Genomic DNA, 20,226 nt, shown 5'->3' with positions numbered 1-20,226 from the left:
ACCGGCTACTGATTACCCGCTACCAGTTCGCCTTGGCATTGCGACACGCGGCCTTGCTGGACAGCGTGACAAAGCGCTCCACGCGCAGCGCCAGCATGGTCTGCCCCTGGCGGGCCAGCACGGGGTCAGGCACGGGACGTTCCACCACACGGCCTTGCACCTCTGCCAGCATGGCCAGCGTGGTGGCGCTGCGTGTATTCAGATACGCCTGCTCCAGCAGCACACTGTCGCCCTCGGGCAAGACCGCAATGCTCTGGCCCGTTTCACACTCCTGAAAGCGCCCTTCCTCTGCCTCCAGGCTGTACAGCCCCTGCCAGCGGCCGGTTTCCGTGCTGGGCTTCAGGCCCGCAGGAGCCACCGCAGCAGCACTGGTTTGCACCGCCCCGCCCTCAGCCGACTTCTTGCCGGTCAGGCTGCTCCAGGTTTTGTCCCAAGTCTGAGAGACCTTGTCGGTCATGCCGGACATGGTGGAGCAGGCACTCAAACTCGTCACCACGATGGCACAGGCTGCCAAGCGCCACAGCTTGCTTTGCATGCATACCTCTGTTTTTTCAAAAGCAGGCACGTTAACAGACCTCGCAGGGGTCTCATTGCAGCAGACCGCTGAATGCAACAAAGTGTTGCATCCATAATCGGACATCTCCTGAACCAATGCAGCCATGAGCCCACAAACCGCCCCCATCATTCACGGCACTGAAGATGTGCTGATTGCTCTGTGCAACTCCGTCTCGCGCGTGCTGCATGTCGCCGCTCAGTGTCCGATCCAGTACTCGGGCATGGTGCAGCGCATCACCAAAACCAGCCTCAAGCCCGATATCGGCTGCTTTGTGCTGATCGACGGCGGCTTCTCGGCGCTCATCATCCTCAACTTCTCGGCCGAAGCCGCCATGGAGCTGTACCGCAGCTACTTGCTGTCCATGGGCATAGCCGAGAGCGATCTGGCCAACGCCTATACCTCGGACGACGTCAGCAACGTTATGGGTGAGCTGATGAACCAGGTCGTCGGTGACTTCACCAGCAAGGTGCAGCGCGAGTTGCAGACCCATATCTCGCAAAGCCAGCCCAAGATGATCCGCCTGAACAAACAGGTCAACCTGAGTGTGGACGCCAACCTGGACGCCCCCGAGGCCCGCCGCGTGACCTTCTACACGGGCAACAACAACATCTTCTACCTGGAGATGGCGGTCGATCACATGGAGTTCATCAAGATCAAGGACTTCGACGCCCAGGAAAAGCCGGATCCCGACCTTGTCATGGCACAAACCCATCAGGCCCAGTCCAGTCAAGCCGCTGCTGCTCACACCGATGCATCTCATAGCGACACCGATGATCTGCTGAAGTCCCTGGGTCTGTAAGCCCGTACACAACCACATTGACACCGCGAACATGAAAAAGGCGACCCGAAGCGGTCGCCTTTTTGCTGGGCAAAAAGTCCTGCCTGCTGGCTCTGCCTGCACCACGGCAAGCAGCCCAAAAACCCTTTTTGCAAGACAAATCAATGTCATTGAAATAATTGGCATTCAAATTAGTTTGTTGCAACCTTTATGACGACTTCAATCCCACTCTCCAGCCGCCAGCGTCAACTCATGTTTGTCATGGCGCAGGTCAACAAGCAATGGCGCCGCACGCTGGACCGGCTGCTGGCTCCGCTGGGCCTGACGCAGGCACTGTGGCTGCCGCTGGTGCATCTGGAGCGTTGTGAGGGCCCCATGCGCCAAAAAGATCTGGCTCAGGCGCTGGCGCTGGACAGCTCTTCCATCGTGCGCCTCATTGATGGCCTGCAGGCCCAGGGCTGGGTGGAGCGTCTGGACGATGCCGATCGGCGCGTCAAGCGCATCCAGCTCACGCCTGCAGGCTTGGCCCAGGTGGAGTCCGTGAAAGCCGTTGTCACCGAGGTGCGCAGCGTAGTCATGCAAGGCATGCCCGAGGAGCTGCTGGACCAGGCCCTCTGCGCCATGGACACCATGCTGGACAAGATGGCCGCACTGGAAGCCACCGCACTGGCATCTGCTCCAAGCGCCTGACTGGCTACAGGCTACCGGCCCGCCGAAAAGCCCAGCCTCGCTCGTCAGCCTTGCGCTCCTTGTCCTCCTCTTTCATCGCTCTCCATGCAAAGCCCCGCCTCTCCTCTCATCAAAGCGCCCCTGTGGCTGCTGGCCCTGGTCACCATTGGCGGCACGCTGGCCATGCACATGTTCATTCCGGCGCTGCCCGATGCGGCTCAGCACTTTGGCAGCAGCAGCGCCCAAATGCAGCAAACCATTACCGTCTACATCGTCGGCATGGCGCTGGGTCAGCTGATTTATGGCCCCATGTCTGATGCCCTCGGACGTCGGCCCGTGCTGTTGACCGGCCTGATCATCTACACCGCTGCCAGCCTGGCAGCGGCTCTGGCGCCCAGCGCCAACGCATTGATAGGCGCTCGCCTGCTGCAGGCTCTGGGCGGCTGCGCCGGACTGGCTCTGGGCCGCGCCATTGCTCGTGATACGGCGACGCCCGAAAACGCCGTAGGCAGCCTGGCCCTGCTCAATCTGATGATGATGGTCGGCCCGGGCATCTCGCCCTCCATCGGCTCGGGGCTTGATGCTCTTTTTGGCTGGCGCGCCATTTTTGCGGCCTTGGCGCTGATGGGCTTGATCACCGCTTTGTGCGTATGGCGCCAACTGCCCGAAACCGGCCGCCCCACGGGCCAGCTCAACTGGCGCACCGTCGGCTCAGACTACCGCAGCCTGCTCGGCTCTCGTTCATTTCTCAGCTTTGCTGTGGGCGGCGGCAGTGCCACCACCTCCATTTATGGCTTTATTGCAGCGGCGCCTTTTATCTTCATTCACCAGCTCCACAGCAGCAAAGCCGAGCTAGGCCTTTACCTGGGGCTGATCATGGTCGGCATGGCCCTGGGCAATGTGCTGGCACGCCAGCTGATTCGCCACCGGCCGCTGCAGCAGCTGATTCTGGGCGGCAACCTGCTCAGCCTGGGCTGCGTGGCCGTGCTGCTGGTGCTGACGCTGATGCAGCAGCTCAATGTCTGGCTGGCCGTCTCGCTCATGACGCTGTTTGCCCTGGGCTCCGGCCTGGCCAGCCCGGCCGCCTTGACCAAGGCTCTGGGCATACGCCCCGAGCTGACGGGATCGGCCGCCGGTGTCTATGGCTTCATCCAGATGGTGGTCGGCGGCATCTGCACATTGGCCGCCAGTCTGGGGCAGAACCCCGCCCTGTCGGCCTTTGCCGTGCTGTGTACCGCTGGGATCATCAGCCAGATCTGCTTTCGCTATGCGCTGTGTCATTCCTTGAAAGCATCTTCAATTTCATAGCAGCTACCGCTGAAAGAAAAAGGAATTCAGCATTCTTTCATGCTGAGTTCCTTGATTCACCTGCGGATGGCGCTCACAAATTACCCACCATTTGTTGCGGCACCACCCACTGATCGAACTGCTCGGCACTCACATGACCGCTGGCCAGAGCCGCTTCGCGCAGGCTTGTGCCCTCCTTGTGCGCCTTCTTGGCGATGAAGGCCGCCTTGTCGTAGCCAATATGAGTATTAAGTGCGGTCACCAGCATCAGTGACCGCCCCACCAGCTCTTCAATGCGCTCGCGGTTGGGCTCAATGCCCACGGCGCAGTGCTCGTTGAAGCTGACCATGCCATCGGCCAGCAGTCGCACGCTTTGCAAAAAGTTATGGGCCACCAAGGGGCGAAACACGTTCAGCTCGAAATTGCCCGAAGCGCCGCCAAAGTTGATGGCCACATCATTGCCAAAGACCTGGACGCAGAGCATGGTCATGGCTTCGCACTGCGTGGGGTTGACCTTGCCCGGCATGATGGATGAGCCCGGCTCGTTCTCCGGGATCGACAGCTCGCCCAGCCCGCTGCGCGGCCCCGATGCCAGCCAGCGCACATCGTTGGCAATCTTCATGCAGCTGGCAGCTACCGTTTTCAGAGCACCATGCGCATGCACCAAGGCGTCACAACTGGCCAAAGACTCAAACTTGTTGGGTGAGGTGATGAAGGGGTAGCCGGTCAGCCGGGCCAGCTCGGCAGCCACGCCTTCGGCATAGCCCTTGGGTGCGTTCAGGCCTGTGCCCACGGCCGTTCCGCCCAGCGCCAGCTCATACAGATGCGGCAGCGCAGCACGCACATGGCTCTCTCCATGCGCCAGCTGGGCCACCCAGCCGGAGATTTCCTGGCCCAGCGTCAGCGGCGTGGCATCTTGCAAATGAGTGCGACCAATCTTGACGATGTCCTTGAAGGCCTCACTCTTGAGCTGCAAGGTGGCGCGCAGCTGGGCCATGGCTGGCAGCAACTTGTGCTCAATGGCGCCAACCGCCGCCACATGCATGGCCGTGGGGTAGACATCATTGCTGGACTGGGATTTGTTCACATCGTCATTGGGATGCACCAGTCGCGCCTGGCCGCGCTCTCCGCCAAGGATTTCGCTGGCGCGGTTGGCCAGCACCTCGTTGACATTCATATTGGTCTGGGTGCCAGAGCCGGTTTGCCAGACCACCAGCGGAAACTCGTCAGGGTGCAGGCCCGCCAGCACCTCATCGGCAGCGGCATTGATGGCTTGGCATTTTTGAGCATCCAGCAGGCCCAGTGCATGGTTGACCGTAGCCGACGCTTTTTTGACCTGGGCCAGCGCGGCAATCATTTCGCGTGGCTGCTGCTCGCCGCTGATGTCGAAGTTCTGCAACGAGCGCTGGGTTTGCGCGCCCCACAGCCGCTGAGCCGGCACATCAATGGGGCCGAAGGTATCTTTTTCCTGGCGAATATCGGTCATGAAAGCTCCTTGCAATACAGGCAACACAGGCAGGCGTTCCAAGCATGCTAAAGGCTTGAGGGCTTTTTTTGACGCGAAACAGCATACCGGCTTGATCTTCACGATACAGGTCAAGCACTGATGACCGTTAACAAAAGCCAATTCCTCACCCTTGCCCCTTCAAAGCTTGAAATAGATAGTTACATTAAGGCCCGTTAATAAAACTCAGCAAGTCGCAGATTTGCGCTTGAGACAAGGCGTAAGGCCCAAGGCAGTATCAAAAGTACGAAAGGCAAAGCAACACCACATCAAGGGTTCTGTTCGCGGTTCTAAGTCACCCAAGGGCATATAAACCGCTCAGCCAGGCTGAATTTTTCATCTCAATACTTTCCGAATTTTTTCCACCTGTTCTAGGCAGCTTCCTCGCATCCAGCTATGACCTAGTAACCGTTGGACTCTTCATCGTCATCGCCATACTTAGTTTGTCACGCTGGGCCTAGCTCGTAGCGTCCACACGGCCACGGGCCACATGGGCCATATCTGGTGGCTGGTCGGCTCCATGGTGATGGGCTACGGCGGCGCGATGACTCTGGCCTCCTGGGCCGCTGCCGTGGCGGCGTCGGCCATTGCCTTTGGTGTTGCTGCCCGCGATCAATACCGCTGGCCACAGTTTCTGCTCGCCTCGCTTGCCATGGGCGGCGGCATTTGCGCCATGCATTACCTGGGCATGCTGGCGCTGGAGATGTCTTTGCCCATTCATTGGGACTGGCACCTCATCACGGTATCGGCATTGATTGCCGTGTTGGCCTCCGCCGCAGCACTGAATCTGTTTCGCTTTTTGTTTACCCTCTCGGGCAAGCGACTGTGGCTGATGCAGGCACTGGCCGCTGTTGTCATGGGTGCGGCTATCTGCGGCCTGCACTACACCGGCATGTCGGCAGCCATCTATGCCAGCGGCTCGGTCTGCCTCAGCGCCGGGGCACTCAACGGCCCCGAGCTGGCGTCCATCATCATCACCAGCATGCTGCTGATTGCCGCCCTGTTCAGCACCTTGCTGGATGCCAGGCTGCAATCCACCGCCTTTCAGCTCAACCAGTCGCTGCAGGAAAGCAATGCCAAGCTGCAACTGGCCAATAGCGAGCTGCGCCAGCGCGCTTTTGCCGACCCTCTGACCGGTCTACCCAACCGCCTGCTCTCGCAGGCCCGTAGCAGCGATACGGTGGCCCGCGTGGGTGGCGATGAATTTTTGCTGCTGCTGAAGACCCCCATGACACGGCAGCTTGCATGGCCGTGGCCAATCGCATCATCGACAGCCTGAGCAAGCCCTTCAAGCTGGGCAACAAGGAGCTGCAAATCACTTGCTCCATCGGCATCGTGGTCTATCCAGACTATGGAGACCACGATCAACTGATTGACGATGCCGCCAAACGCAACGGCGGCAATAGTTTTGTCGTCTTTGAGCCCCACGTGGGCAGCGATGCCGCCGAGCAGCTGGAGCTGCAAAACGACCTGCGTCACGCCATACAGCGCCAGCAGATCTTGCTGCACTATCAGCCCAAGATTGACGGCGAACGCGACTGCATCATTGGTGTCGAAGCCTTGCTGCGCTGGCACCACCCCGAGCGCGGCATGATCGCGCCCGATATCTTCATTCCCCTGGCCGAGCGCTTTGGCATGATCAACCACCCGGGGCAACTGGGTTCTGGAGGAAACCTGCCGCCAGTTCGCCGAATGGCGCGATCTGGGACTGCACATGCGCGTGGCCATCAACATCTCTGTACACCAGTTGCGTGAAAGCGGTCTGGCCGAGCGCATCACCCTGGCCCTGCAGCGCCACAAGCTCCAAGCCCATCAACTGCTGTGCGAGATCACCGAGTCCGTGGCCATGGAAGACACACAGGCCACGCACCGCTCCTTTGAAAAGCTGCGCCATATCGGTGTCTACCTCTCCATTAACGACTTTGGCACCGCTATGCCAAGCCCATGCCCGCAGAACACCTGCTGGCCTGGGCCCGTGGCGACAAGCAGGATGCCCAGGCCGTTTTTTCAGCATCCATCATGGGTGCATTGAGCAACTGACAGTACGGTCCTGCTTTTGAGTCATATATAAGACTTGCGGGTTATGGGCTGCAAAGCTTGGCATCTGGCACCATAATCTCAGGGTTTACCGTACGCTCCCCCATGCGTACCAAACGCGTACTCATTGCAACCCCGAGAAGCTTCACGATGACGACCTCCATCCGCCAGCAGGACCTGATCGATTCGATCGCAGGTGCCCTCCAGTACATCAGCTACTACCACACGCCGGACTTCATCCAGCACCTGGCCCGCGCCTATGAGCGCGAGCAAAGCCCTGCGGCTAAGGACGCGATGGCGCAGATCCTCACCAACTCGAAGATGAGCGCTACCGGCCAGCGCCCTATCTGCCAGGACACCGGCATCGTCAACGTGTTCCTGAAGGTGGGTATGGACGTCAAGTGGGACGGATTCACCATGGGCCTGGAAGACGCTATCAACGAAGGCGTACGCCGTGGCTACAACCACCCCGACAACACGCTGCGTGCATCGGTGGTGGCTGACCCCCACTTCAAGCGCAAGAACACCAAGGACAACACGCCTGCCGTCATCAACGTGCAGATCGTTCCCGGCAACACCGTGGAAGTGACCGTGGCGGCCAAGGGTGGCGGCTCCGAGAACAAGTCCAAGATGATCATGATGAACCCCAGCGACGACCTGGTCGACTGGGTGCTCAAGACCATCCCCACCATGGGCGCGGGCTGGTGCCCTCCCGGCATGATTGGCATTGGCATTGGCGGCACGGCAGAAAAAGCCGTCTTGCTGGCCAAGGAAAGCCTGATGGAAGACCTGAACATGTACGAGCTGCAGCAAAAAGCGGCCAGCGGTGCCGAGCTGGACGACGTCGAAAAGCTGCGCCTGGAACTGTTCGAAAAGATCAACGCCCTGGGCATTGGCGCCCAAGGCCTGGGCGGCCTGACCACCGTGCTGGACGTCAAGATCAATATGTACCCCACGCACGCGGCTTCCAAGCCCGTGGCCATGATCCCCAACTGCGCTGCCACCCGCCACGCCCACTTTGTGATGGATGGCTCTGGCCCCGTCTACCTCGATCCCCCATCGCTGGACACCTGGCCCAAGATCGACTGGGCCCCCGACTACAACAAGTCCAAGAAGGTGGACCTCAACACTTTGACCAAGGAAGAAGTCGCCAGCTGGAAGCCCGGCGACACGCTGCTGCTTAACGGCAAGATGCTGACGGGCCGCGACGCTGCCCACAAGCGCATTCAGGACATGCTGGCCAAGGGCGAAAAGCTGCCCGTGGACTTCACCAACCGCATCATCTACTACGTCGGCCCGGTCGATGCCGTGCGTGACGAAGCCGTGGGCCCTGCTGGCCCCACCACCGCCACCCGCATGGACAAGTTCACCGACATGATGCTGGAGAAGACCGGCCTGATCGCCATGGTGGGCAAGGCAGAGCGCGGCCCTGTCGCTATCGAAAGCATCAAGCAGCACAAGAGTGCCTACCTGATGGCCGTGGGCGGCGCAGCCTACCTGGTCTCCAAGGCCATCAAGCACGCCAAGGTCGTGGGCTTTGAAGACCTGGGCATGGAAGCCATCTACGAATTCGACGTGGTCGACATGCCCGTGACCGTGGCCGTGGATGCCGGCGGCACCAGCGCCCACATCACCGGCCCTGCGATCTGGAAAGAAAAGATTGCTACGGGCGAATTCAAGGGCATTGCTGTGGCCGGCGCATAAGCACCGCAGACTGCACCTTGCAATATAAAAACCGCCTTCGGGCGGTTTTTTATTGGGACGCACCGTTCCAGCATGTTCTCCAAGGGGACTTGGCAGCTGCCTTTGAGTGGTCTTAGGAAGTTTGCAGCATGTGTGAGGAATTCGCGCCGGTGCAATCGCTCCTCCTCTTCCAAGTAACAGAGTCACATTACATGGTGCAACATCCGACCCTCACACTTAAGCCTCTAAGCCCTTGGAGGCACCCAATGTACAGACGTACTGACCAAAATTTGCGGCACGCCTCAAGCTCTTGTAGGCTTCATGCTGTTTCACCCTCAAAGCTCGGCCACTTGGCTTCGCAAAGAGAGGCCCCCTTCCAAAGCTCTACAGAAATCCAACGAGACATATGCTGCGTCACTTTCTTAGCGCCACCTTGGCATGTACCAGTTTTTTGACCTGGAGCGCAGCACATGGTGCCGAGCCGCCCCAGATAAGCATTGAACAGGCCAAACGCAGCTTCGCACAGTTCACTTCACCAGTCATGATCAGGGCATGCATTCTTTTGCCCATGTCCTCAGGCCACTCTCGCTCCAATCATGTTCTGCTCTACTCTTGCGGGAAGCTCAAGGAGGCCGATGCCAACCCAGAGCAGCATGTCATGCTGGCAGAGCTGATGTCAGAGGCTGCGGTTCAACCTTTTGAGGACGCAGGCATCAGCATAGACAACACCAAGGAAGTACAGGCTGACTTTATAGGCGAGCTGGAGCCATTCAAAGACAAGCCTGACAGCTCTGATGAAGGAATGCTGAAAGTTCGCTCCGTTCGCAAGCCTCAGTGGTATCAGCCCTGAGACCCTGTTATCAAGCACGATACGTCGAGAACAGCCGCCAAGAAAAGTTAAGTATGAGTCCGCCCCTTCTGTGACTGCTGCGCCGTCAGCGGTCATGCCGGATGAAGCATACTGAGCTGTTAGCGCCCATAAAGCACGCCCCTGCAGACTCAACACTTTGACCACCATGATTGTCTAACCCTTCGCAGAGCTTGTCGGTTACTTTGCCAACTCCCGTGAGACAGTCGGCTTTGTCGATCCAGAGACATTGACAGTCATTTACGGCAACCGGGCATTTGAGCTCTCCATCAAGGACTTTCAGCTCAAGAGCGGGAAAAATCCACTGCAGGATTTTTCATCCGTACAGTCCGCCATGGAGCAGTGCTGCCGAGAGCTCAAAGCTATCAGCTGTGAACTACCGCAATGGGACAGCCTTATAGAGTTGCTCCCCGTGCAGCTGCAGCATGTGGATGGCAGCCTGCAACTCGCTTTGCTCTATAAGCTGTTCAGCCTAGAGTTTTCTCGCTCCCCTGGGTTTGCAGAGGATGCGCTCAGCAGCCTTCCCTACACCACCTGGGCCTGCTCGATGAATGGAGAGATTTTCTGGACCAACAGAGCATCCAAGAAATACGCCTAAGGTGCGCCTGAAGTAACACAGCTCGGCCATCAAGAGCACATGGCCAAGATTCACCCTGATGATGTTCAGCAGACCAGCCTGAGCTTCAGCACCGGCTGGCAGCGGCGCATAACCCGAGGAAGTGCAAGAGACAGATGCACCCTTGCGCTTGCCAACCGCCAAAGGCTTTGCCGGCTCCGTGCTGCTGATCAAGGATGATGAAGCCGTGCGTCAAGCCATCTCCATGGTACTGATTGAGCAGGGTTACCGTATCGTCGCAGCAGCCAATCCAGCCCACGCCATAGGCTTGCTGGAGCTAGGCATCCGGGTGGGCAAGAACAGCCTCCCATTGCCCCTGCAAAATCCTCGCTCCCGCCCTCTGCCCCCACGCTCCCCCCGCAAGGGGTGTACACACAGATTGACACCCGGCTGGGGCAAGAGGCTCTGCGTCTCCTCTCCCGGGGAAGTTCACAGCAACAGCAGCACACGCTGCAGCGTGTACGTGCCAGCCCCGGACAATTTCAGCGGCCTGTCCTGTATGTGCTCTCGCAAGTGCTGCTCAAAGCAGGGCAACATAAGTAGGCCGCTTTCTGGTTCTATGCGGGACAATTGCGCGCTCGATTCGACGCCAACCGCTGCAGCGACGCTACGGCCGCGCAAGCACTGGGTGTCATGAACAAGAATTTCGGGCCTCCTATCAGCCGCTACCTGTTCCAAGACCTGGAAAAAGCCAGCGCTCTGATCACAGGGGTCGTGGAATGGGACAGACACGCGCCTTATTCTTACGATCCTCGCTGGATCAATCTGCATGGCATGCAAGCCGTGCAGGCAGCCCGAGACCCTCAGTTCGCCAGAAAAATCCCACCCGGTTCACTGAGCCTGCCCAGTTCTCAATGGCCGGCTCTGGCTGAGCAGACACGAAGCAAGTACCTGCAAGGCTACTGGGGAGCCATTGCACAATTGCAAGCAGAGCCACGGACACCATGCAGGCGTGAGGCCTGCCAAAGCCAGGCCTACACCTACCGGGTCTGTAGCCTGTGTGTGTCTTTTCGCCATCTCCACTAATGATGTCGCCAAGATTGGCATGATGGCGACCATCGCCAGCCCTTGTCGACACTCATGAACACCTACTCCAACCTGCCTTTTTCACAGGCCTGCGAAAACAATCAGGGCCCTATTCTTCAAGTGTTGGAAACTGCTTTTCAGCAGCGCCAGCATGTGCTGGAAATCGGCTCCGGTACCGGCCAGCACAGCGTTTACTTTGCGCCTCGCCTGCCGCACCTGATCTGGCAGACCAGTGACCTGCCTGAAAACCATGCCGGCATTCAGGCCTGGCATGCCGCGCACGGCTCACCCAACCTGCGAGACCCTCTGGTGTTTGACCTGTCTGACAGCCCCTGGCCCGCAGGTGCCTCGCAGCCTGGCTTTGATGCCGTCTTCACCAGCAACACCTGCCACATCGTGGCCTGGGCGCTGGTGCAGCGCATGTTTGCATTGGTGGGCCAGAATCTGCCCAAGGGCGGCGTGTTTGCCATCTACGGCCCGTTCAACTACAACGGCCAGTTCGCCAGCGAGAGCAATCGGGCCTTTGATGCCTGGCTGCGCCAGCGTGATGCAGCCAGCGGCATCCGCGACTTTGAAGCCATCACCGCTCTGGCCCAAGAGCAGGGAATGGTTCTACAACTCGACCAGGCCATGCCGGCCAATAACCGCACGCTGGTCTTTCGCAAGCACTGAAGCCACAGAGCATGGCTGTCATCTTCGCCTACCGGTGCCGCAAGTGGGATGAGATCCACGAAGGATCGCCAAGCTTTGCCTTCGACGCCCCCTTCCCCTTACCGACGCCTGAGCGAGCAAGAACGCGAGGAATGGGCCGAGTTGAGCGACGACCTCTGCGTCATCGCCCACCCCGAAGGCACGCAATACTTTGTGCGCGCCATTCTGAAAGTGCCGATTCACGGCGTGGACCAGCCCTTTTTCTGGGGCCTCAGGGTGTCGGCCAGTGAAGCCAGCTTTCACCGCTATCTGGACTCCTATGACAGGCCGCCCGAAGACCCATCTTCTTTGGCTGGCTATCCAACCTGATTGCCGTCTATCCCACGCAAAAGTCACGCCCTGCCGATGTGCACATTCAGGCCAATGGCACTCGCCCACTTGTTTTGCTGCACCGCAGCGATGAGGAAAGCGACGCCCTGGTCATCGATCAGCATGAAGGCATTTCTATCGAACGCGCCCAACAACTGGCCGAGCAGTCTCTGCACGGAGTTTAAGCAAAAAAAGACTCAAACGCTTATCCATCAAGCGCTAGCAGCTACATATTCATGAGCAAAAAAAGCCGCCGAAAGAAAGTCTTCCGGCGGCTTTTTGCATGGTTTGCTCGCTTATGCGTTGTTCCAGCCGGTCTGATAGAACTGCTGAATGAACGACCAAGCCTCGGCCGGATCGTCGGTATAGCGAAACAGGTTCAGATCCTTGGCCGAGATGGTGCCCTCTTCCACCAGCACATCGAAGTTCAGCACCCGCTTCCAGAACTCCGTGCCAAACAGGATCACGGGCACAGGCTTGCTCTTGTGGGTCTGCACCAGTGTCAGCACCTCGAACAGCTCGTCCATGGTGCCAAATCCGCCGGGGAAGGCCACCAGCGCCTTGGCACGCATCATGAAATGCATCTTGCGCAGCGCAAAGTAATGGAACTTGAAGCTCAGCTCCGGCGTGATGTAGGGGTTGCCATGCTGCTCATGGGGCAGATAGATGTTCAGCCCCACATTGGGCGCTCCCGCATCATGCGCACCGCGATTAGCGGCCTCCATGATGCCGGGGCCACCGCCGGTGCAAATGTAGAAGCGTTCGCTAGGCGCCTGCTTCATGCCTTCGGTAGCCACAATGCGGGCAAAGGCGCGGGCGGCCTCATAACGCTCGGCGTTGCGCATGCCCCGTTCGGCCAGCGCCATGCGCTGCGCATCACCGCTGGCTCGTGCTTCTTCCAGCTGGCTGCGCGCCTGCTCCATATCGACAAAACGGGCGCTGCCATACACCACCACCGTATGCTCGATGCCACGCTCGATCTGGGTCAGATCGGGTTTGAGCATTTCCAGCTGCATGCGGATGCCACGGGTTTCGCGACGGAACATGAACTCGGGGTCGGCAAAAGCCAGACGATTCGACTGAGGTTCCAGCTCTTTGCCGTTATGCGCCTGGTTGTGCAGTTCTGCCCAAGCATTGGCCAGATCGGTATCGGACAGAGGTGAAGAAATTTGCATGGCGCCTCAATTCTTGGAATGCTGGGCAATACGGGCCACTCATCCATAAAGATTTAGTAGCACTGACCGCCCATCCGTCAAACACTTCAATATCAAATACACCTGTAGTGCAGATGATGCTTGCACTATACGCTCACAAAGCTATAGCCCATCAGAGTATTTCACCCATGCGCGATGAAGCAGTTTGTCGCCATAGTGCGCAATGGTGCCAGGTGCTCAGCGCCCCAGCCAGGCTCCAAAGCTCAGCAAGCCCAGATACGTCATGCACAAAGAACCGAGCAGGTGCACGCCAGCCCAGGCCGCCGCCGCGAGCAGGCGCTGCTGCTGCAGCAAGCCAATGACTTCCGCCGAATAGCTGGAAAACGTGGTCAGCGCCCCCAGAAAGCCGGTGATGATGGCCAGCTTCCAGGCTGGATCAAGCTGAGGCACGGACTGAAACAGCGCGATGAAAACGCCGATCAGATAGCCTCCGATCAGATTGGCTGCCAAGGTACCCCAGGGCATTGTGCCCCCGACGCTCAGCCACAGCCCCAGCCCCCAGCGCGACAGGGCGCCCAAGCTGGCCCCCAGGCAAATGGCAAAAATATTGAGCATGACTGCCAATCTAGCGCAAGACGTCTACCCCGGACAGTAGCAGCGGCTCTCTTTCATTTTTTGGCAGCCAATGGCTTCTCTTCGAGTTCGGCCGCTTCCTCTTCCTCCAGCGGCTCGTTGAGCACCAGATTGCTGAGCGTAGGAGGCACGTTCTCGCCCGCACGGCGAGAGCGAAACAGCGCTGCGCGCATGAGGAAGATGGTGGTGATAGGCACGGTCACAGCGATGAAGATGGCAATCAGCACCGAGTGCATGACAAAGCCTTGCCCGCTGACAGAAAAGTAAATCCAGGTGGCGTGCATGATGAGCCAGCAGCCCATGGTGGCGATGATGGACGGTGCATGAACACGCTCGAAATAGCTTTTGAGCCGCCACAGCCCCATGGAGCCCATGAGCGCAATCAGCGCACCACCGAACACCAGAGCCGCCACCAGAATCTGCGCCCACAAAGGCAGGTCAACGCCCATGACTTCGGTACTCATTCGATCACCTCACCACGCAGCAGAAACTTGGCCATGGCGGTAGAGCCCACACAGCCGAACAGAGCCACCAGCAAGGCTGCCTCAAAGTAATGCATGCTGTCATACAGAATGCCCATGACCAGCATGGCCAGCATGCCGTTGAGATACATGCAGTCCAGCGCCAGCACACGGTCCTGTGCATGCGGACCTTTGAGCAAGCGCAGCACCGAGCAGCCCATGGCCGCCAGCAGCATGCCCATGGAAGCCATCAACACCCAATAAAACCAGGGGTTCATTCAAAAATCTCCATCAGCGGTCGCTCGTAACGCTGCTTGATATGGTCCACCAGTTGCTGCACCTCTCCCACTTCAAGCGCATGGATGAGCAGCATGGATCGGTCACGCGAAATCTCCGCCCAGGCCGTGCCGGGGGTAATGCAAACAATCATGGCCAGCACAGCCAGACCATTGGGGTCGCGCAACTCCAGCGGAATATGCACAAAGGCCGCTTTCTGGCGGCGCAGGCGTGGAAACAGCAAGAACTTCACCACGTTGAAGTTGGACACGGAGGTATCCCACACCACACGCAGCGCTAGCTTCAAGATGGTCAGAGGATGACTGACATGCACCGGCAAAGGGCGCAGGCCACGCAGCAGCACAGGAATGGACAGCCCCAGAATCAAGCCCAGCAAAATCTGCCCAGCGCTCATCGAGCGGTTCAGCAGCAGCCACAGCACCAGCAAGGCCGCCGACAGCAGCGGCGCAGGAAAAATCGATTTCATGAACTTTTTCATGGACGCTCTTCTTTCTTGGCGATATCTGCCGGTGCTGCAGCGTCTGGTTCTGCCTCGGCTTCAATACCGGCCACTGGCTCGGCCTGCATCTCCAGTGCTGCGGCACGGGCTGCCCCCTCAACACCAGCCGCTTCCTGAGCCTTCTTGTCCTTGGGCGGCGGCACTGGAGTCTGGCCCATGACGGTGCGTACATAAACATCGGGCGAATGCAGTGCATTGGCGGCACGCTGGGTATAGCGCATGACGTCATCAGCCTTGACCGTCAGCAGCACACAGCAGACCAGCAGCATTCCGATGGGCAAGCCTTCCGCCACCTTGAGCGACGGCGCGCCTTGCTCAGGATTGGCCCAGAAATGCCGAATACCTGCCCGTGTCAGCGCAATCAAGGCCATCAGGCCGGTGATGATGAGCAAAGCCACCATGGTCCAACCCAACGCGCCAGCCTTCATGCCGCTGGATGGCCCGATGCCCAGAGGGTTGAGCAAGCTGGTCAGCATGGCGAACTTGCCGACAAAGCCCGCCAAAGGCGGCAGCCCTGAGATGAGCAAAGTGCAGGCCATGAAACTCAGGCCCAGAAATGCTGCAGCTGCCGGAAAGGGACGACCGATGATGAGCTCCTCGTCATCGTCGAGATTGAAGCCTTGGGTCGGCAGCAGCTCGGCATTGAGGAAAGGAGCCTCATCGTCCTCATAGGGCTCGCCCGCATCATCATCGACACGCCAGCGGTCAACCACATCAGCAATCAGGAACAAGGCAGCCACCGCCAGGGTCGAGCCCGGCAGGTAGTACAGCAAGCCCGCGGTCAGCAAGTTCTGTCCAAAGCCCGTCGCAGCCAGCAACGTGCCCGATGACAGAATGGCCGCAAAGCCGGCCAGGTGGGTCAGTCGCTGCGAGCCCAGCATGCCAATAGCACCGAACGCCATGGTCAGCATGCCGCCCAAAATCAGCCAGGTGCTGCCAAACAGCGCCGACGCTCCAGCCTCAGAGCTGAACATCAGCGTCCACAGCCGCAAGATGACATAGACGCCCACCTTGGTCATCAAGGCGAACAGCGCACCTACCGGTGCCGTGGCGGCGCTGTAACCGGGAACCAGCCAGAAGTTCAGCGGCCATAGCGCGGCCTTGATCAAAAACGCCGTTCCCAGCACACCCGCTGCGGCGTGCAGCAAGCCCCGGTCGGCCTCTTGCACCTGCGGAATGGCGCGGGCCAGATCCGCCATGTTCAGGGTGCCCGTGATGCCGTAGAGCATGGACACCCCAATCAGGAACAGCGAAGACGCTGCCAGATTGATCGCGATGTAGTGCAGCCCCGCCTGAATGCGTGTACTGCCAGAGCCATGCAGCAGCAAGCCATAAGAGGCCGCCAGCATGATCTCGAAAAACACAAACAGGTTGAACAGGTCTGCGGTGATGAAAGCCCCGCTCAAGCCCATCAACTGCAACTGAAACAGCGGATGGAAGTGCACTCCTGCCTTGTGCCAGCGCGCAGCAGAGAACACCAATGCCCCCAGAGCCACCACATAAGTGACCAACAGCATCAAGGCGGTGAGCCTGTCCAGTGCCAGCGCAATGCCAAACGGCGCGGGCCAATTGCCGGGCATATAGACCGCCATGGTGACCGTGGAGCCAGCCTGGTTGGTCCAGCTCAGCAGCATGACCACAATCACCAGACTGACGCTGGTGGACAGAATATTCATGCCCAGCTTCAACCGCTGGCGCTCTTCCCGCAAAAACAGCATCAGCGCTGCCGTCAGCATGGGCAGCATGATGGGGGCCAGCATCAGATGCGGCATCAAACGATCAATCCAGCCGCTCATAGCATTTCCTGTTCGGTGCGCGAATGCAGGCCATCCACATGGTCATTACCTGAGGAGCCGCGCGAGGCCAGCAACACCACCAGGAACAGCGCTGTCATGGCAAAGCCGATGACGATGGCCGTCAGCACCAATGCCTGTGGCATGGGATCGGCATAGTGGGACAAATCGGTGGGGACACCGTTTTGCAGTACCGGCACCTTGTTGATGGAAAGTCCTTGGCGCCCCATGGAGAAGATGAAAAGGTTGACCGCATACGACAGCAAAGCCAGGCCCATGATGACTTGATAGCTGCGCGGACGCAGCAGCAACCAGACGCCCGATCCGGTGAGCACACCGATGGCAATGGCCAGAATAATTTCCATTACATACCTCCCCGGGCCAGTGCTTGGGCCGTAGCAGCTTGCACCGCGGCCTCCGCCTTTTTGGCCTCTTGTTCTTGCTCTTCGAGCAAACGCGCGTGGAAACGATGGCCGCGCACCGACTGGTGAGCAATCGCCGTCAGAATCAGCATGGTGGAGCCCACCACGAGCGCAAACACGCCAATATCAAAGAAAGTGGCGCTGGCAATGTGCACATGGCCAATCAGGGGCATATGCAGATCAAAGCTGTGACTGGTCAGGAAGGGGTAGCCAGCAACCAGCGACCCAAGACCTGTTCCCAATGCAAACAGCAGACCGGCCGCAATCCAGCGGCGCGGATACAGCGGCAAATGCGCCTCCACCCAATGCGTGCCGGAAATAATGTATTGCAGCAGCAAGGCCACCGAAAACACCAGACCTGCCACAAACCCGCCACCAGGCTGGTTGTGCCCGCGCATGAAGACATAGGCAGCCACCAGCGTCGCAAAAGGCAGCAGCAAGCGAACCAGCACCGCCGGAACCATGAGGTAGCCCACCGCCGTATCGCTGGCATTGCGCGGGTTGAGCAAGTCGGTCTGCAAGTCGCCAGGGACATAGCGCTGCTGCTCGGGGATATCCATGGCTTCACGTGCTGGACGGAAGCGCCTGAGCAGTGCGTAGATGACCATCGCCACAATGCCCAACACCACGATTTCACCAAAGGTATCAAAGCCTCGGAAGTCCACCAGCGTCACGTTCACCACATTGGTACCACCGCCGCCGCCCAGGGCGTTCTCCAGGAAGAAGGTAGAGCTGCTTTCATAGAAAGGACGGCTCATCATGGCAAAGGCCAGCCAGGCCATGCCGCCACCGGCAATCAACGACAAAACCAGATCACGCAGGCGACGCGCTTTGGCACGGGCATCGGCGTTGTCTGCCGTGCGCATATTCTTGTCTCGCTTGGGCAGCCAGCGCAGGCCCAGCAAAATCAGTACCGTCGTCGCCACCTCCACCACCAGCTGAGTCAATGCCAGATCAGGCGCGGAGAACCACAAGAATGTCAACACCGTGCACAGACCTGTACCGCCCAGCATGATCAGCGCCGTCATACGGTGATACTTGGCTTTCCAGGCCGTGCCCAGTGCACAAAGGCAGCCAATCGCCCACAGCAGCACAAAAGCAAAAGACACCGGCAAAGTGCCGCGGTTGCCCAGCTTCATGCCCCACAGCCACAGCGGCAACGCGGCGGCGGCCAAGGCAATGCAGATCAGCCACAGCATTTGCCACTGCAAGCGGCGTGTGGACAGATTGCGCCGCCCTGCACGCCCCAGCCAAGTGATGCGAGCGAGCAGGTTCTCGAAGATCTGACGTCCGCTGATGCGCCCCAGCACAGGGGTCGTGTCAAAGTGACCGGCCGTACGCTGCCAGCGCAGCATGGTGTAGAGCACAATACCTCCAACCAGCGCCACCAGACTCATGATGAGCGGCATATTCCAGCCGTGCCAGATGGCAAGGCTGTACTCGGGCAAGCTACCGCCCACCACTGGCGCAGCCGCTGCCGCGAGAAAGCCGCCCACCGCCCAGGCGGGGAAAATACCCACCACCAAGCATCCCAGTACCAGCAGCTCCACCGGCACCCGCATCCAGTGGGGTGGCTCATGGGGCTCATGCGGCAGGTCGGTGGCCTTGGGGCCAAAGAACACATCGACCGTGAACCTCAGCGAATAGGCAACGCTGAACATGCCCGCCACGGTCGCCGCCACAGGCAGCACGGTCTTTACCCAGGGAGCCGCATCGAGATAAACGGTTTCGGCAAAAAACATCTCCTTGGAGATAAAGCCGTTGAGCAAAGGCACGCCCGCCATAGCTGCGCTCGCCACACAGGCCAGCGTGGCGGTGATAGGCATCATGAAACGCAGTCCCGACAATCGCCGTATATCGCGCGTGCCGCTTTCATGATCGACAATGCCGGCCGCCATGAACAGCGAAGCCTTGAAGGTCGCGTGATTCATGATGTGAAAAACGGCGGCCACTGCGGCCAGCTTGCTGTTCAGGCCCAGCAGCAAGGTAATCAGACCCAGGTGCGAGATCGTCGAATACGCCAGCAATCCCTTCAGATCATGCTGGAACATCGCGCAATAGCCGCCAATCAGCAGTGTCAGCGCACCAGCGCCGCCGACCATCCAGAACCAGGCATCCGTGTCCGCCAGCACCGGCCAAAGTCGCGCCAGCAAGAACACACCGGCCTTGACCATGGTCGCCGAATGCAGGTAAGCCGACACCGGAGTCGGCGCTGCCATGGCATTGGGAAGCCAGAAATGAAACGGAAATTGCGCACTTTTAGTCAGGGCACCAAGCAAGATAAGAACCAATGCCAGCAGATAAAGGTGGCTATCGCGAACCTGCTGCCCCGCTGCCAGCACATTGTCGAGGTCATAGCTGCCCACGATATGACCCAGCACCAGCATACCCACCAGCATGGCCAAGCCGCCCGTTCCCGTCACCGTCAGGGCCATGCGCGCGCCCCGTCGTGCATCCTTGCGGTGATACCAGTAGCCGATCAGCAAGAAGGAGAAAAGACTGGTCAGCTCCCAGAAGAACACCAGCTGGATGATGTTGCCCGATAGCACCACACCCGCCATGGCCCCCATGAAGGCCAGAAAAAACGAGAAAAAGCGCGGTACCGGATCCGTGGGCGACATGTAGTAGCGCGCATACAGCACCACCAGCGCCCCTATGCCAAAGACCAGCATGGAAAACAGCCAGGCAAAGCCATCCATGCGAATCACCAGATTCAAGCCTAAAGCCGGCAGCCAGGAAACCTCCTGCCTCAGCACGGCACCATCGGCCATTTCCGGGAATAGCATTCCCACCTGTATTGCACATATCAGCGCAATGACACCTGCAAGAGTGGATTCCGTATTGCGCGCATTTGCAGGCAACAAGGCAGCCAAAAGGCTGCCTGCAAAGGGGAGGAGGATGAGGTAAATCAAGGGCATGGGCG

General features: G+C 59.2%; 22 protein-coding genes and 1 pseudogene. 13 read left to right on the top strand and 10 right to left on the bottom strand.

What is annotated here, in order from left to right; genetic code table 11:
* Nucleotides 1-19: 19 nt before the first annotated feature.
* Nucleotides 20-535, bottom strand: coding sequence for a hypothetical protein (locus AC2I9W_RS15015; RefSeq protein WP_486410727.1), 516 nt, complete (start codon nucleotides 533-535; stop codon nucleotides 20-22).
* Between the two features lie 124 nt (nucleotides 536-659).
* Between AC2I9W_RS15015 and AC2I9W_RS15010 the strand changes: the two genes are divergently transcribed.
* The 4 genes from AC2I9W_RS15010 to AC2I9W_RS14995 all read left to right on the top strand — a co-directional run bounded on the left by AC2I9W_RS15010 (nucleotide 660) and on the right by AC2I9W_RS14995 (nucleotide 3,311).
* Nucleotides 660-1,355, top strand: a complete 696-nt coding sequence (locus tag AC2I9W_RS15010) for a DUF3334 family protein (RefSeq protein ID WP_486410726.1) — start codon at nucleotides 660-662, stop codon at nucleotides 1,353-1,355.
* 31 nt (nucleotides 1,356-1,386) lie between these two features.
* Nucleotides 1,387-1,548 carry a hypothetical protein gene (locus AC2I9W_RS15005; RefSeq protein WP_486410725.1) on the top strand — a complete coding sequence of 54 codons (162 nt, stop codon included), beginning with the start codon at nucleotides 1,387-1,389 and terminating at the stop codon, nucleotides 1,546-1,548.
* Entirely contained in the window at nucleotides 1,545-2,024 is a 480-nt protein-coding gene (locus AC2I9W_RS15000; protein WP_486410724.1) for a MarR family winged helix-turn-helix transcriptional regulator, read from the top strand. Before AC2I9W_RS15005 ends, AC2I9W_RS15000 begins: the two co-directional genes overlap by 4 nt.
* 84 nt (nucleotides 2,025-2,108) lie before the next feature.
* Entirely contained in the window at nucleotides 2,109-3,311 is a 1,203-nt protein-coding gene (locus AC2I9W_RS14995) for a multidrug effflux MFS transporter (RefSeq protein ID WP_486410723.1), read from the top strand.
* Between the two features lie 73 nt (nucleotides 3,312-3,384).
* Here AC2I9W_RS14995 and fumC read toward each other — a convergent pair whose 3' ends face one another.
* Complete coding sequence (fumC, locus tag AC2I9W_RS14990; RefSeq protein ID WP_486410722.1) at nucleotides 3,385-4,776, bottom strand: class II fumarate hydratase; 1,392 nt, start codon at nucleotides 4,774-4,776, stop codon at nucleotides 3,385-3,387.
* A gap of 508 nt (nucleotides 4,777-5,284) precedes the next feature.
* Here fumC and AC2I9W_RS14985 point away from each other — a divergent pair.
* From AC2I9W_RS14985 to AC2I9W_RS14945, 9 genes and pseudogenes are all read left to right on the top strand, one after another.
* Nucleotides 5,285-6,073, top strand: coding sequence for an MHYT domain-containing protein (locus AC2I9W_RS14985; RefSeq protein ID WP_486410721.1), 789 nt, complete (start codon nucleotides 5,285-5,287; stop codon nucleotides 6,071-6,073).
* Nucleotides 6,040-6,549 (top strand): EAL domain-containing protein, encoded by a 510-nt coding sequence (locus AC2I9W_RS14980; RefSeq protein WP_486410720.1) that lies wholly within the window; start codon nucleotides 6,040-6,042, stop codon nucleotides 6,547-6,549. Before AC2I9W_RS14985 ends, AC2I9W_RS14980 begins: the two co-directional genes overlap by 34 nt.
* Nucleotides 6,509-6,826 (top strand): EAL domain-containing protein, encoded by a 318-nt coding sequence (locus tag AC2I9W_RS14975; RefSeq protein ID WP_486410719.1) that lies wholly within the window; start codon nucleotides 6,509-6,511, stop codon nucleotides 6,824-6,826. Before AC2I9W_RS14980 ends, AC2I9W_RS14975 begins: the two co-directional genes overlap by 41 nt.
* 155 nt (nucleotides 6,827-6,981) lie before the next feature.
* Entirely contained in the window at nucleotides 6,982-8,535 is a 1,554-nt protein-coding gene (locus AC2I9W_RS14970) for a fumarate hydratase (RefSeq protein WP_486410718.1), read from the top strand.
* A 637-nt stretch (nucleotides 8,536-9,172) separates the two neighbouring features.
* Nucleotides 9,173-9,364, top strand: coding sequence for a hypothetical protein (locus AC2I9W_RS14965; RefSeq protein WP_486410717.1), 192 nt, complete (start codon nucleotides 9,173-9,175; stop codon nucleotides 9,362-9,364).
* 247 nt (nucleotides 9,365-9,611) lie between these two features.
* Entirely contained in the window at nucleotides 9,612-9,980 is a 369-nt protein-coding gene (locus AC2I9W_RS14960) for a hypothetical protein (RefSeq protein ID WP_486410716.1), read from the top strand.
* A 651-nt stretch (nucleotides 9,981-10,631) separates the two neighbouring features.
* Nucleotides 10,632-11,024: a hypothetical protein gene (locus AC2I9W_RS14955; protein ID WP_486410715.1), complete on the top strand. Its 393-nt coding sequence runs from the start codon at nucleotides 10,632-10,634 to the stop codon at nucleotides 11,022-11,024.
* Nucleotides 11,025-11,078: 54 nt separating this feature from the next.
* Nucleotides 11,079-11,696, top strand: coding sequence for a DUF938 domain-containing protein (locus tag AC2I9W_RS14950; RefSeq protein WP_486410714.1), 618 nt, complete (start codon nucleotides 11,079-11,081; stop codon nucleotides 11,694-11,696).
* Between the two features lie 48 nt (nucleotides 11,697-11,744).
* Nucleotides 11,745-12,229: pseudogene (locus AC2I9W_RS14945) on the top strand (DUF2199 domain-containing protein).
* A gap of 111 nt (nucleotides 12,230-12,340) precedes the next feature.
* On the opposite strand, the gene AC2I9W_RS14940 reads toward AC2I9W_RS14945, so the two are convergent.
* The 8 genes from AC2I9W_RS14940 to AC2I9W_RS14905 form a co-directional block, all read right to left on the bottom strand.
* Complete coding sequence (locus tag AC2I9W_RS14940) at nucleotides 12,341-13,219, bottom strand: LOG family protein (RefSeq protein WP_486410713.1); 879 nt, start codon at nucleotides 13,217-13,219, stop codon at nucleotides 12,341-12,343.
* A 216-nt stretch (nucleotides 13,220-13,435) separates the two neighbouring features.
* The gene (gene crcB / locus AC2I9W_RS14935) at nucleotides 13,436-13,813 is read right to left on the bottom strand and encodes a fluoride efflux transporter CrcB (RefSeq protein WP_486410712.1); all 378 of its coding nucleotides are present in this window, start codon (nucleotides 13,811-13,813) and stop codon (nucleotides 13,436-13,438) included.
* Between the two features lie 53 nt (nucleotides 13,814-13,866).
* A complete protein-coding gene (locus tag AC2I9W_RS14930) occupies nucleotides 13,867-14,295 on the bottom strand; it encodes a monovalent cation/H(+) antiporter subunit G (protein WP_486410711.1) in 429 nt (142 codons plus the stop codon).
* On the bottom strand, nucleotides 14,292-14,570 hold the full coding sequence (locus tag AC2I9W_RS14925) for a K+/H+ antiporter subunit F (RefSeq protein ID WP_486410710.1): 279 nt from the start codon (nucleotides 14,568-14,570) through the stop codon (nucleotides 14,292-14,294). The genes AC2I9W_RS14930 and AC2I9W_RS14925 overlap by 4 nt, the downstream gene beginning before the upstream one ends.
* Entirely contained in the window at nucleotides 14,567-15,067 is a 501-nt protein-coding gene (locus tag AC2I9W_RS14920; protein WP_486410709.1) for a Na+/H+ antiporter subunit E, read from the bottom strand. Before AC2I9W_RS14920 ends, AC2I9W_RS14925 begins: the two co-directional genes overlap by 4 nt.
* Nucleotides 15,064-16,884 (bottom strand): monovalent cation/H+ antiporter subunit D, encoded by a 1,821-nt coding sequence (locus AC2I9W_RS14915; protein WP_486410708.1) that lies wholly within the window; start codon nucleotides 16,882-16,884, stop codon nucleotides 15,064-15,066. The genes AC2I9W_RS14920 and AC2I9W_RS14915 overlap by 4 nt, the downstream gene beginning before the upstream one ends.
* Nucleotides 16,881-17,246 carry a Na+/H+ antiporter subunit C gene (locus tag AC2I9W_RS14910; RefSeq protein WP_158392324.1) on the bottom strand — a complete coding sequence of 122 codons (366 nt, stop codon included), beginning with the start codon at nucleotides 17,244-17,246 and terminating at the stop codon, nucleotides 16,881-16,883. Before AC2I9W_RS14910 ends, AC2I9W_RS14915 begins: the two co-directional genes overlap by 4 nt.
* A complete protein-coding gene (locus AC2I9W_RS14905; RefSeq protein WP_486410707.1) occupies nucleotides 17,246-20,221 on the bottom strand; it encodes a monovalent cation/H+ antiporter subunit A in 2,976 nt (991 codons plus the stop codon). Before AC2I9W_RS14905 ends, AC2I9W_RS14910 begins: the two co-directional genes overlap by 1 nt.
* Nucleotides 20,222-20,226: the final 5 nt, after the last annotated feature.

Source organism: Comamonas sp. FUJ_7, from assembly GCF_057369555.1.
The sequence above is the reverse complement of the archived record's forward strand: the minus strand, read 5'-3'. Positions and strand labels throughout refer to the sequence as shown.